This window comes from Providencia sp. PROV223 (assembly GCF_028479245.1).
Lineage (GTDB): Bacteria > Pseudomonadota > Gammaproteobacteria > Enterobacterales > Enterobacteriaceae > Providencia > Providencia rettgeri.
On record NZ_JAMPNG010000002.1, the window covers coordinates 381,468 to 394,825 of the forward strand.

Below are 13,358 nucleotides of genomic sequence, written 5' to 3' on the forward strand. Positions count from 1 at the left end.
TATTAATTAGGTTGGGAAATCGCTTCCCAACCTTTACCAATATTTAGAATAAAATGACCCGAAAACCTGGGTTCAAAAAGGATTCTCGCGGTGTGTAGTCTAACGTTTTTCCGTGCCAATCAACGACTTTCGCACCTGCACCAATGGCAACCGCATGACCCGCAGCAGTGTCCCAAATATTCGTAGGCCCAAAACGTGGATAAAGCTGTGCTTTTCCTTCCGCAACCAAACAAAATTTGAGTGAAGAACCAATTTCTACTGTCGTGTGTTCACCCATTTGTTTTAAATAATCCATTAATTCATTGTCTTGATGAGAACGGCTAATAACAATCACCGGAGGCTTAGCATCATTCACATGAATAAGTTGCTTGTGGCCACCTTCTTCCTTCCAGGCTTGATTTCCTTCCGCATAATATAGCAACCCTTTCGCGGGGGCATATACCACCCCCATCGTTGGTACGCCATTCTCAATCAGTGCGATGTTAACCGTAAAATCTCCATTACGATTAATAAATTCTTTCGTTCCATCCAATGGGTCAATCAACCAATAACGTTGCCAATTCTGCCTGGTTGACCACTGTGGAGGGTCTTCTTCAGACAGTTGAGGGATATCAGGGGCAATGCGAGCAAGGCCTGCTGTAATCACATTGTGGGCGGCAATATCAGCCTCGGTCACAGGCGAATTATCACTTTTATGTTCAACCTGTAAAGGTTCTTGCGCATTATAAGTTTCCATAATCGCATAACCCGCTTCTTGAGCTAATTCGCAAATTTGCTGTAGCATATTATTCACCTCTCTGATGACCCTTTATAGCAAGAGTAGCAATTGTGTGAAATTAACGCCATAAAAAAAGCCCCAAAGTCCAAAGACAATGAGGCTTTTTAGCTGTGAACTAAATTAACAGAAATTATAAAATTTCAAGTAATTCAACTTCAAATACTAATGTGCTGAATGGCGGGATTGATGCGCCTGCACCACGCTCACCATAAGCTAATTGATGAGGAATATACAATTCCCATTTAGAACCAACTGGCATCAGAGTCAATGCTTCAATCCAACCAGGAATAACACCACTTACAGGAAATTCTGCTGGCTGCCCACGCTGTACTGAGCTATCAAACACAGAACCATCAATTAAACGCCCTGTGTAGTGAACACGTACACGGTCTGAGCGGGATGGGATAGCACCATCACCTTGGTTAATCACTGAAAATTGTAAGCCTGACTCAGTCGTTGAAACACCATCACGTTTTTGGTTTTCATCTAGGAATTTTTGGCCTTCTTCCGCTAATGCTGCCTGACGAGAGACACGGACAGCGTCGGCACGCTCATGCACTTCACGCAATGCTTTGTGCAGAGTTTCAACAGGTACCGATGGCATATTGCCTTCTAAAGCATCAACGAGACCTGCTAGGATTGCATTTGGCACTAAACCTTCTAGCCCTGACTCTAATAATTGCTGCCCAACTTGTAGACCTATGCCATAACTCGCTTGAGCTTCTACCGAATCGAAATTTTGGTTTGCCATGAAAATACCCATATGATTTTGAGAAAAACCAAGAATAGCAGCCTCACCCTTATGGGTAAACCCAAACAATGAATCTAAAGAATAAAACTGATTGATTCCCGACAAATTTATTCAGTGTTCTCTGAAAAATTCAGCTAAACGCTAAAAATGTCTAAAAAGGGTGCTAGTATGCGTATTAATACGGTCTAATTTACTCATTGCCTCATCAAGGAGGAGTGATGTTTAAACTTTCAAAATTTCATCGCTATGGTATTGCACTGCTCGCTCTAATTGTCGTGGTCGCTTTTTTTTGGCCTACAAGTGATAAATCCCCCAGCGATATTGTTCAAAACCAACCGATTGTCATTCCCCCACCCACTACCCCTGAGGTCATGCCTGAATCTACTATTACACCACCAGTACCAGAGCCAGTGCCGATACCTGAAGGTAATTCCCCACTTTTACCTACTGAGCCTGAGATTATTCCAGAACCTATTGAGCCCACACCCAATGAGCCTCCAATAGTGACTTCACCAGAAAAAGCGCCTGAGCCCAAAACCACTCGCCCTTCAACTAGCGAATGGCAAAACTACCGAGTTCAAAAAGGGAAGACTCTCGCACAACTGTTTCGTGATAATAACTTACAAGCCAATGACGCTTTTATTATGGCTCGCGTAGAAGGTGCAGAAAAACCACTGAGTAATTTACGTCAAGGGCAAAAAATTCGATTAAAAGCCAATTCAAAAGGTGAAGTTCAATTATTAGAAACTACCGGTTCTGATGGAAAAACCTATAGCTTTGCGCGATTAAGCGATGGGAGTTATTACAGAACGCCTTAGTATTAGTGCAAAAACGCTTATGAAATAAAAAAAACAGATATCTAAAAAGCAAAAAACACCGGACTTAGCCGGTGTTTTTTATTTGCACCATGGATAACCCAATGATGCATATCATCATTATTGATTACTCAGCAACGATGATAACGTTCAGCTCTGCGAAAACATCGCTGTGTAACTGGAAGTGAACTTCGTGGTCACCAGTAGTACGCAGAACGCCGTTTGGCAGACGAACTTCGCTTTTCGCGATTTGAACGCCAGCCGCAGTAACTGCGTCAGCGATATCACGAGTACCGATTGAACCGAACAGTTTACCTTCGTCACCAGCTTTAGAAGCTAAAGTTACAGAACCCAGTGCAGTAACAGCTGCTGCACGAGCCTGTGCTGCTGCCAGAACGTCAGCTAATTTAGCTTCCAGTTCAGCGCGGCGAGCTTCGAAAAATTCAACGTTTTTCTTAGTTGCAGGAACAGCTTTGCCCTGTGGTACTAAGAAGTTACGAGCATAGCCCGATTTAACGTTAACTTGGTCACCCAGGCTACCTAGGTTAGCTACTTTATCAAGCAGAATAACTTGCATTACCTTATCCTCTATTAGTCGTTAATGGACTGTACCAATTACTGATGACGATCAGTGTATGGTAACAGAGACAGGTAGCGAGCGCGCTTGATAGCACGAGCGAGCTGGCGTTGATATTTTGCACGAGTACCGGTGATACGGCTTGGTACAATTTTACCACTTTCAGTGATATAGTTTTTCAGCGTTGCGATATCTTTATAGTCGATCTCTTGAACGCCTTCCGCTGTGAAACGGCAGAACTTGCGACGACGGAAATAACGTGCCATATGGCTAGTCTCCAGAATCTATCAAATCAATCTGCTCGGCATGGAGGACAATCTTGCTGATCCCATTGCGACCCTGATGGGTACTAATGAAACCGCTTACTGTAATCCAACTGCCGACCGTTATACTGTGAGTATGAGCTTGTAAGGTTTGTCCGCTGGCGATAATGGGCATTCTGCACCATGCTTGCCTTGACAACCCCGCTTCCTGTTGCTCCGAACGATGTTCTAAAACAAACTGGCAGTGAGGAATGCCTGACGGACTCACTTTTCGAATCAATGCTTTACAGACTGTGCCTGTGAGCACCAAACGATTAGTGGTCACTTGCGCAATTACTCTTCAGAATCCCCAGTTTCTTCTACTTCTTCATCCTGATATTCATCAGACATGTCACGGCCACGACGTTCGTCTTTAGCTTTGACCATTGGAGAAGCTTCTGTTACTGCGTGTTTTAAGCGCATAACCATGCTGCGGATAACGGCATCGTTGAAGCGGAAGTTAGTTTCCAGCTCATCAATCGCTTCCTGCGGCGCTTCTACGTTCAGAAGAACATAGTGTGCTTTGTGCAGTTTGTTGATTGGGTAAGCCAGTTGACGGCGGCCCCAGTCTTCCAGACGGTGAATCTGACCTTGTGCGTTAGTGATAACAGCACTGTAACGCTCGATCATGCCCGGAACCTGTTCGCTTTGGTCAGGATGGACCATAAAAACGATTTCGTAATGACGCATTAGTAGTTGCTCCTTACGGATTATTAGCCTCCTGTCTGGGTTAACCGCGGCCCGCGGAGGCAAGGAACTTGTTGAGTGCGGCTAAAAAATTGACGCGTAACTATACCCATCCCTGAGATAAAACTCAAGAGATGGATGCAATTTTACGCTAAATATTATTTCTCTACAGAAACGGATAAGCGCTGACGCACGGCTTCAAACAAGCAAACCCCTGTTGCTACAGAGACGTTCAATGATGACACAGAACCTGCCATTGGAATGCTAATTAACTCGTCACAATGCTCACGAGTTAAACGACGCATACCTTCACCTTCAGCTCCCATCACCAGAGCTATCGGGCCCGTTAACTTGCTTTGATATAAATTGTGGTCAGCTTCACCTGCCGTTCCCACAATCCATACATTGTATTCTTGTAGCAAGCGCAATGTCCTTGCTAGATTCGTCACACGAATAAGAGGGATGTTTTCTGCCGCGCCACAGGCTACTTTTTTCGCAGTTGCATTAAGCTGAGCGGATTTATCTTTAGGAACAATCACAGCATGAACACCTGCCGCATCAGCGCTACGTAGACATGCACCTAAGTTATGCGGGTCTGTCACGCCATCCAATACCAATAAAAATGGCGATGGTGTGCTCTCCAATAAATCAGGCAGGTCACCTTCTTGATATTGTTTACCTGGTAGTACTTTCGCAATGATGCCTTGGTGAACCGCACCTTCAGTTTGGCTATCCATCCATTGACGATTCGCCACTTGAACGACGACACCTAATGCTTCAATTTCATGCACCAACGGCATTAATCGGCGATCTTCACGACCTTTCAGAATATAGACTTCTTTGATGCGTTGCGGTGAACGCTCCAGTAAGGCTTTCACTGCGTGAATGCCATAAATCATTTCGCTCATAAATTTCTTATTTATATAAATAGTAAAGTGGCGCTAATACGCCACTTTGGTTAATAACGATGGTTCATAACTACAGCAATACCATTATCCCTCTTGTTTTTGGGATTTTTTTGCAACACGCTTAGCTTTTAATTTTGCTGTAATTTTTCTGGTTTTATCAGACGGTTTTTTGCCTTTTCCTTTCCCTTTCGCCTCGGGCTTAGCTTCAGCTTTTTTCCCTTTTTTCTCTGAGCAACGAAATGCAGAATCAGGCTCGAAGTTTTTATCTTTGCTCGCATCCGCTTTTCGACGAGCTGGACGCGTCGCGTTTTTCACTTCTTGCTTCATTTTGTCCCGCGCTGTTTTACCCGGGTTTTTCGCTTTACGAGTAGTTGAAATTAAAGCGAAATCAATGGTGCGCTCATCCATATGCACAGCTTCGACACGAATTTCCACTTCATCACCAAGACGGTAAGTGGTACCTGATGACTCACCAATTAAACGCTGACCGACCGCATCATAACGGTAGTAGTCATTATCCAACGTTGAAATATGCACTAAACCATCAATAAATAAATCATTAAGACGCACAAAGAAACCAAAACCAGTGACGCTTGTGATTAAACCTGTAAAGGTTTGGCCAACTTGGTCTTGCATGAAATCACATTTAAGCCAGTCAGCCACATCACGCGTCGCTTCATCCGCACGGCGCTCAGTCATTGAACAGTGCTCACCAAGCTGTAACATGCTATCCATATCTGAATGCCAGCCACCTGTTTCCGTCCAGCGCTTATCTGAATGACCATGTTCTTTCGCCAGTAAATATTTTATCCCACGATGTAACGTCAGGTCAGGATAACGACGAATTGGTGATGTAAAGTGAGCATACGATTTCAAACCTAAGCCAAAGTGCCCGCGGTTTTCAGGATCATAAATCGCTTGTTTCATCGAACGTAAAATCATGGTTTGCAGTAATTCATGGTCAGGGCGCTCAGCCACTTCATTCATTACCTGCGCATAATCTTTCGGCTCTGGCTTCATTCCACCCGGTAGGGTCAACCCTAATTCACTGAATACTGAGCGTAAATTCATCACGCTTTCTTCTTTAGGACGGTCATGCACACGGTATAAAGCAGGCTCTTCGTTTTTCTCAACAAACCGAGCCGCCGCAATATTAGCCAAAATCATGCACTCTTCAATCAATTTATGTGCATCATTTCGCTCAACCGGTTCGATACTTTCAATACGGCGTTCTGCGTTAAAAATAAATTTCGCTTCTTCGGATTCGAAGGAAATTGCACCACGTTCAATACGTGCAGCATCCAGTGCTTTATATAATTGGTGCAGATGCTCAATATGCGGCACTAAGGCTTTATAATGCTCACGCAGCTCTTCGTCTCCTTCCAAGATTTTCCACACTTTCGTGTAAGTTAACCTTGCATGAGAGCTCATAACCGCTTCATAGAACTTGTATGACGAAAGCTTACCGGATGCCGATACTGTCATTTCACACACCATACACAGGCGGTCAACACCAGGATTCAGTGAGCACAGGCCGTTCGATAAGACTTCCGGGAGCATAGGAACAACTTGAGATGGAAAATATACCGAGTTACCGCGACTACGAGCTTCTGTATCTAGAGCTGTTTGCGGACGGACATAATAGCTGACATCCGCAATCGCCACCCATAAGCGCCAACCACCGCCTTTTTTCGGTGCACAATAAACCGCATCATCAAAGTCGCGGGCATCTTCGCCATCAATGGTCACTAAAGGGAGATCACGTAAATCAACGCGCCCTTTTTTTGCAGACTCAGGGACATTCTCACTCAGGTCCGCAACTTGTTTTTCAACTTGTGGTGGCCATGAATGTGGAATTTCATGGGTACGTAAAGCGATCTCTACCGCCATACCTGTTCCCATTGTTTCGCCTAATACTTCAATGATATTCCCCACCGCTTGCGAGCGACGTTGTGGGCGGGTGACTAATTCAACCACCACCACATTTCCCATACGAGCGCCAAGGACGCGATCTTTCGGAATCAAAATATCAAAGCTTAAACGGCTATCATCCGGTACGACAAACCCCATACCCGATTCAATAAAATACCGGCCAACAATTTGGTTATTACGCGGTTCTAACACACGAACAACACGAACCTCTGTCCGCCCCTTACGGTCTTGCCCATAAGGTTGCGCTAGAATAACGTCACCATGTAGGGCGCGTTTCATTTCGTCTTGAGATAAATAGTAATCTTCTTTTTTACCCTCAACACGCAGGAAGCCGTAGCCATCACGATGGCCAATCACTTTCCCTTTTAATAAGTCTAAACGCTCCGGTAATGCATAACACTGACGGCGAGTGAAGACTAATTGCCCATCCCGTTCCATGGCTCTTAACCGACGACGCAGTGCCTCTAATTCATCTTCTGTCGATAAATTCAATAATTGTGCGATTTCTTCGCGATTAGCGGGTGCAGTACGCTTCGAGATAAGGTCAAGAATGTATTCTCGACTTGGAATTGGGGACTCGTATTTTTCTGCTTCTCTTTCCTGAAAAGGATCTTGTGACATCGTTACCTCCGTTGTCATCAGAATTCATAACTACCGCAAATGCTAGTCAAGCAGTAGTTGATAGAGCGGGCTGTTATCTTTCACCATGTCCGCCAGCGTGTATTGATCAAGTTCTTGTAAAAACTGCTGTATTGCTTGGTGTAGCACACCTTTTAAACGACACGCAGGTGTAATGTGGCAAAATTCGCCACTACAATTAACAAGAGTCAGGGGCTCTAATGCTCTGACAACGTCCCCTATACGAATTGATTCCGCTGGTTGTCCTAGTGTAATCCCGCCATTTTTGCCACGAGTGGCTTTAATATAACCTAGGTGACTGAGCTGATTAATAATTTTTACCATATGGTTACGCGATACACCGTAAACCTCGGTGACCTCTGTAATACTGGTCATTTTCCCTTCACCTAGGGATGCCAGGTAAATAAGAGCTCGTAACCCATAATCTGTAAAACTAGTCAGTTGCACAATCACCTCAAAATTTTAGCTATAACGCTGTTGGCCGCAAATCATTGGCCTAAAAAATGCGACTCATTTTAAAATTCACGCTTGCTATTTCTAACCCAACACATTCAGTTTTCTGAACAAAATATAGCATGCTAATAAATTATATGTCGTTAAATAAAGTTTAACGTATAACACAAGTCAAATATGCACTTAATTGCACATAATTTGCACACAAAAGTGACTTGATTCAATCATTATGGGGAATTTTGACTGTTTTATCAAAGAAGCTGCATAGTGGAAGGAGGTAAAGCAGTAAAAAACTGCGCCTGTATTAGGCGCAGTCAGTGTTATTACTCAACGTCAAATGGATCACGCAGGATCATGGTTTCTGAACGATCTGGACCGGTTGAAATAATATCAACTGGAATACCCGTTAATTCTTCAACGCGTTTGATGTAATTCAGAGCTGCTTGTGGCAGTAATTCTCTTTGTTTCACACCAAAAGTTGTTTCTTTCCAACCTGGCATTGATTCATAAACTGGCTCTAAGCCATCCCACTCATCAGCAGCTAAAGGCGTTGTTTCAAGCACTTTGCCATCTGGACGACGGTAGCCTACGCAGATTTTGACTTCTTCTAAACCGTCTAAAACATCCAGTTTAGTCATACAGAAGCCTGACAGTGAGTTAATTTGTACCGCACGATTAATCGCAACGATATCTAACCAACCAGTACGGCGTTTACGACCCGTAGTTGCACCAAATTCTTGGCCTTTTTCACGCAGGAACTCACCCACTTCGTCAAACAGCTCAGTTGGGAATGGACCTGCTCCAACACGCGTTGAGTAAGCCTTGATGATACCTAATACGTAGTTGACATAGCGAGGGCCTAAACCAGAACCTGTCGCTACACCACCAGCGGTCGTATTTGAAGAGGTTACATAAGGATAAGTACCGTGGTCGATATCTAATAATGTCCCTTGTGCACCTTCAAACATCACTAATTCATTCTTCTGATTTGCTTTATATAGCAGATCAGAAACATCAATTACCATGCCAGTCAGGATATCCGCTACAGCCATAATATCATCTAACGTTTTTTGGTAATCTACAGCAGGTTCTTTATAATAATGAACAAGTTGGAAGTTATGGTATTCAACGATTTCTTTTAATTTTTCTGCAAACGTGGCTTTATCAAACAAATCACCAACGCGTAGACCACGACGTGCAACTTTATCTTCATAAGCAGGACCAATACCACGACCTGTTGTTCCAATCGCTTTGGAACCACGTGCTTTTTCACGCGCATTATCTAATGCGATATGATAAGGCAGGATCAGTGGGCATGCTTCAGAAAGACGTAAACGTTCCCGAACAGGAACACCGCGGTCTTCCAATTCTTTCATCTCTTTCATTAATGCGTCTGGCGCTAAAACAACACCATTAGCAATAATACTGATGACATTTTCACGAAGAATACCGGATGGAATTAAGTGGAGAACGGTTTTTTCACCGTTTACAACAAGAGTATGGCCAGCATTATGGCCGCCCTGATAGCGAACTACGTATTTAGCACGCTCTGTCAGCAAGTCAACGATCTTGCCCTTCCCTTCGTCACCCCATTGGGTGCCCAGTACGACAACGTTCTTACCCATTTTGAAATACACTCGGTTGCTTAAAAATGAATTCTACCATCAAAAATGAACTGTTCCAGTGATATTTTGGCAATACAAAAATTTTTTTCTGGAAAGCAAGTAAAATGGTATTTTTTATTTCTGCCGTAAACTCAAAATGAATGCCATCAGTTGAGCAGCTCAAATTTTCCCTGAAAAATCCTATACTTAAAACGACAGGCGAAAAAAAGCCCACCGAAGCGGGCTTTTCTTTAATAGATTAACAGTTATTTTGCTAGGTTGCACGCAACTTAGCTTGTTATTAATCTGTCGCGCGAAGCTTAGTTGGTGCCTTCATAAAGCGGAAGAAGTCAGTGTCTGGACTCATGACCATCACGTCATCACCACTCTTAAAGCTTTGTTCATAAGCACGTAAGCTACGAATAAACGCATAGAACTCTGGATCTTGGTTGAATGCATCAGCAAACAATTTTGTTGCCATCGCATCACCTTCACCTCGGTAAGTCAGTGCGGTACGCTCCGCTTCAGCCAACGTTTCTGTTACTGTTTTATCTGCAACAGCGCGGATCTTAGTCGCTTCTTCTTGACCTTGTGAACGGTGTTGACGTGCAACTGCTTCACGTTCTGCACGCATACGCGCATAAATAGCTTCAGAAACTTCGTTTGGTAGCTCGATACGTTTAATACGTACGTCGACAACTTCAATACCTAACGCCGCCATACTGTTTGCATTCACAACCAGTGGCTTCAGGTTTGTTTCTTCTTCAACACGTTTTGCTGCATCCGCAATCGCTGCATCCGCTTCTTTGGTTGCATCGTCAGTTGCTGTACCTTTGTTCAAAGCATCACGGACATCAATGGTCAAACGGCCACGTGAGTCAGTAATGATATCTTTTACGCTTAAGCGACCAAACTCAGAACGTAAACGGTCACTAAATTTACGTTTTAACAGGGTTTCCGCTTGGAATGGATTACCACCGCCAGTCGCTACATAGTAACGACTGAAATCAGTAACGCGCCATTTCAGGTAGGAATCCACCATTAAGTCTTTGTTTTCACTTGTCAGATAGCGGTCAGCCTGAATTTCCAGTGTCTGAATACGTGAATCCAACATTTTTACCGTTTCAATAAATGGTACTTTGAAATGCAGACCCGGCTCATAAATGATCGGTTTGTTTTCAGAATCACGCAGAACCTTACCAAAACGCAAGACAATGCCGCGATCAGTTTGAGGAACAATAAAGATAGATGCGTATGCGACTGCCAAAATGGCCAGAACGATAACAATTAGCGATTTACGCATGATTATTGTCTCCCTACTCTAACTGCATCACCACGAACAGCACTGTTTGGCTGAGCTGATGTTGCGCCATTAGATGACGCGTTATTATTTGGCGTCGCCATTCTGGCTGATGGACTGACTTTCGGTGCTGATGTAGCGTTCGTATTAGCACCACGCATGATTTGATCAAGCGGCAGCACTAACATGCTGTTGCTCTTATCATTTGCTATCACTTTACGTGTATTACCTAATACACGTTCCATCGTTTCGATATATAGACGTTCACGGGTAATCTCAGGTGCAGCACGATATTCAGGCAACATTTTTGCAAAACTTGCCACCTCACCCTCTGCTTTGAAGACCACACTGGCTTTATAAGCTTCAGCTTCTTCAATTAAGCGTTGTGCGTTACCTTTTGCCAGAGGAAGAACTTCGTTTCGATAAGCATGTGCTTCACGAATGGTTTTTTGTTCTTCTTCCCTTGCTGCAATTACATCATCAAATGCGGCTTTAACGTCTTCAGGCGGACGCGCTGCTTGGAAGTTGACGTCAAGCAGTGTGATACCCATTTTGTATGGCGCAATTGTTGCTTCGAGCTCTTTTTGTGTTACATCACGGATAAAAGCACGATTCGTAGTCAGTACTTGCTCCATCGCAGACTGACCGATTACACCACGCACAGCACTATCTAGCGCCTGACGCAGACTATTGTCTGGGTTTGTGACACTAAATAAATATTGCGCAGGGTCGGTAACACGATATTGAACGTTCATTTCAACGCGGATCACGTTTTCATCTGACGTTAACATCATGCCATTTGTCGCTTGTTCACGTACGGTTTCTACGTTGACAGGAATAACTCTATCAATGAAGGTTGGTTTCCAGTTCAAACCAGGCCCAACAACACCACTATATTCACCAAAACGTAATACTACGCCACGGTCACTTTCTTTGATGGTGTAGAAGCCTGAACCTGCCCATACAACAACGATAGCAGCAAGAGCTAACATACCTAAACGGCCGCTGATTTGTGATGGTTGTTTATTATCGCCATCACCACCGCTGCCTTTATTTCCACCAAGCTTGCTGCCTAGTTTACGAAAGAGATCGTCGAGATCATAAGCCCCACGTTTTCGACCACCTTTGTTCCCGCCAGAGTTGCCGCCTTTATTGCCGCTTCCCCACGGATCGCGGTCTTGTCCGTCATTACCGGGCTGATTCCACGCCATGTTTTAGCTCCATTCTTTATGATTGATTTTCAGGGCTAAGAGCGATAGGGCTCTTAATATCAATTCCATTGCCTAACTACATCATTAATCACCAAAACAATTAAATAACGTAGTCAGGTAATTGCTGCTCTTGTTTGCACAGACGCCGCCAATCCACCATTGGCATACGCACCTCAAGGCCAATTGAGCCGTCTTCTTCCTGCCATTCACGTTCGATTGACTGAAGTTGATAGAAACGGCTACGTAAACGGCCTTCATTCGGTGGTAAACGCAATTCAACATGTGCGATTTCACCTGAAAGACGTTCCGTCAATGCCTGTAGCAGCAATGAGATACCATCGCCCGTTTGCGCTGAAACCCAGACACGAACCGGCTTGTTATCCTCATCTCTGTCAATACGCGGGACAAAATCCTCCAGCATATCAACTTTGTTCATCACTAAAAGTGTTGGTATTTCATCCGCTTCGATTTCTTCTAACACACTTTCAACTGCATGAATATTTTCATCCAAGCGATTATCAGCTGCATCGATAACGTGCAGCAGTAACGTTGCTTCACGTGTTTCTTGCAGGGTTGCTTTAAAAGCTGCAACCAAATCATGGGGTAAATGACGGATAAAACCCACAGTATCTGCAAGAACGACAACACCAACATCTTCTACATCAATACGACGAAGTGTTGGGTCAAGTGTTGCAAATAACTGGTCAGCAGCGTAAACATCAGCGGCCGTCATGCGGTTAAACAAACTAGATTTACCAGCGTTGGTATAACCGACAAGCGAAATAGTCGGGATATCAGCCTTACTTCTCGCTTGACGCCCTTGTTCACGCTGTTTTTCCACCCGACTAAGACGAGATAAGATTTGTTTAATTTTATCTCTTAATAGCCGGCGGTCAGTCTCAAGTTGAGTTTCACCGGGACCTCGTAAGCCAATCCCGCCTTTTTGTCGCTCTAAGTGCGTCCATCCCCTCACTAAGCGAGTCGATAAATGCCTTAACTGAGCCAATTCAACTTGAAGCTTACCTTCGTGTGTACGTGCGCGTTGAGCAAAAATATCTAAAATTACCCCTGTACGGTCAACCACCTTACATTGGCAAATCCTTTCGAGATTACGTTCTTGAGCAGGGCTTAGAGTATGATTAAACAACACCACATCTGCACCACTTTCCTCAACAGCTTGGGCAATTTCTTCTGCTTTACCTTCCCCAACAAAAAACTTTGGATGAAGGGCTTTACGACTGCCCGTGACTATTTGTACTGGTTTTACGCCAGCAGATGTCACAAGTGACTCAAATTCTGCCAGATTATCAACATCTTTTTCTTGAGAAAAAAAGACATGGACTAATACAGCTAGTTCACCGCCTTCATACCTATCAAACAAGGTGTAACCTCTTAGGCTAA

General features: G+C 44.0%; 14 protein-coding genes. 1 reads left to right on the forward strand and 13 read right to left on the reverse strand.

What is annotated here, in order from left to right; translation table 11 throughout:
• Nucleotides 1-43: 43 nt before the first annotated feature.
• The gene (cysQ, locus tag PR767_RS04560) at nucleotides 44-784 is read right to left on the reverse strand and encodes a 3'(2'),5'-bisphosphate nucleotidase CysQ (protein WP_004907423.1); all 741 of its coding nucleotides are present in this window, start codon (nucleotides 782-784) and stop codon (nucleotides 44-46) included.
• Nucleotides 785-908: 124 nt separating this feature from the next.
• Complete coding sequence (locus PR767_RS04565) at nucleotides 909-1,529, reverse strand: peptidylprolyl isomerase (RefSeq protein WP_004907421.1); 621 nt, start codon at nucleotides 1,527-1,529, stop codon at nucleotides 909-911.
• A gap of 218 nt (nucleotides 1,530-1,747) precedes the next feature.
• On the opposite strand from PR767_RS04565, the gene PR767_RS04570 reads away from it, so the two are divergent.
• On the forward strand, nucleotides 1,748-2,347 hold the full coding sequence (locus PR767_RS04570; RefSeq protein WP_272519947.1) for a LysM-like peptidoglycan-binding domain-containing protein: 600 nt from the start codon (nucleotides 1,748-1,750) through the stop codon (nucleotides 2,345-2,347).
• 124 nt (nucleotides 2,348-2,471) lie between these two features.
• On the opposite strand, the gene rplI is transcribed toward PR767_RS04570, so the two are convergent.
• The 11 genes from rplI to hflX all read right to left on the reverse strand — a co-directional run bounded on the left by rplI (nucleotide 2,472) and on the right by hflX (nucleotide 13,338).
• A complete protein-coding gene (gene rplI / locus PR767_RS04575) occupies nucleotides 2,472-2,921 on the reverse strand; it encodes a 50S ribosomal protein L9 (RefSeq protein WP_004907418.1) in 450 nt (149 codons plus the stop codon).
• 38 nt (nucleotides 2,922-2,959) lie between these two features.
• Nucleotides 2,960-3,187, reverse strand: a complete 228-nt coding sequence (rpsR, locus tag PR767_RS04580) for a 30S ribosomal protein S18 (RefSeq protein ID WP_000135199.1) — start codon at nucleotides 3,185-3,187, stop codon at nucleotides 2,960-2,962.
• A 4-nt stretch (nucleotides 3,188-3,191) separates the two neighbouring features.
• Nucleotides 3,192-3,509 carry a primosomal replication protein N gene (priB, locus tag PR767_RS04585; protein WP_004907414.1) on the reverse strand — a complete coding sequence of 106 codons (318 nt, stop codon included), beginning with the start codon at nucleotides 3,507-3,509 and terminating at the stop codon, nucleotides 3,192-3,194.
• Between the two features lie 8 nt (nucleotides 3,510-3,517).
• Entirely contained in the window at nucleotides 3,518-3,913 is a 396-nt protein-coding gene (gene rpsF / locus PR767_RS04590; RefSeq protein ID WP_004905988.1) for a 30S ribosomal protein S6, read from the reverse strand.
• 155 nt (nucleotides 3,914-4,068) lie between these two features.
• Nucleotides 4,069-4,818 (reverse strand): 23S rRNA (guanosine(2251)-2'-O)-methyltransferase RlmB, encoded by a 750-nt coding sequence (gene rlmB, locus PR767_RS04595; protein ID WP_004907412.1) that lies wholly within the window; start codon nucleotides 4,816-4,818, stop codon nucleotides 4,069-4,071.
• 84 nt (nucleotides 4,819-4,902) lie between these two features.
• On the reverse strand, nucleotides 4,903-7,371 hold the full coding sequence (gene rnr / locus PR767_RS04600) for a ribonuclease R (RefSeq protein WP_272519948.1): 2,469 nt from the start codon (nucleotides 7,369-7,371) through the stop codon (nucleotides 4,903-4,905).
• Nucleotides 7,372-7,413: 42 nt separating this feature from the next.
• Nucleotides 7,414-7,836 (reverse strand): nitric oxide-sensing transcriptional repressor NsrR, encoded by a 423-nt coding sequence (nsrR, locus tag PR767_RS04605; RefSeq protein WP_004907407.1) that lies wholly within the window; start codon nucleotides 7,834-7,836, stop codon nucleotides 7,414-7,416.
• A gap of 329 nt (nucleotides 7,837-8,165) precedes the next feature.
• Nucleotides 8,166-9,467: an adenylosuccinate synthase gene (locus PR767_RS04610; RefSeq protein WP_004907406.1), complete on the reverse strand. Its 1,302-nt coding sequence runs from the start codon at nucleotides 9,465-9,467 to the stop codon at nucleotides 8,166-8,168.
• 280 nt (nucleotides 9,468-9,747) lie between these two features.
• The gene (gene hflC, locus PR767_RS04615; protein ID WP_272519949.1) at nucleotides 9,748-10,749 is read right to left on the reverse strand and encodes a protease modulator HflC; all 1,002 of its coding nucleotides are present in this window, start codon (nucleotides 10,747-10,749) and stop codon (nucleotides 9,748-9,750) included.
• 2 nt (nucleotides 10,750-10,751) lie between these two features.
• Complete coding sequence (hflK, locus tag PR767_RS04620; RefSeq protein WP_109912138.1) at nucleotides 10,752-11,957, reverse strand: FtsH protease activity modulator HflK; 1,206 nt, start codon at nucleotides 11,955-11,957, stop codon at nucleotides 10,752-10,754.
• 100 nt (nucleotides 11,958-12,057) lie between these two features.
• Nucleotides 12,058-13,338, reverse strand: a complete 1,281-nt coding sequence (hflX, locus tag PR767_RS04625; protein WP_272519950.1) for a ribosome rescue GTPase HflX — start codon at nucleotides 13,336-13,338, stop codon at nucleotides 12,058-12,060.
• Nucleotides 13,339-13,358 lie beyond the last annotated feature (20 nt).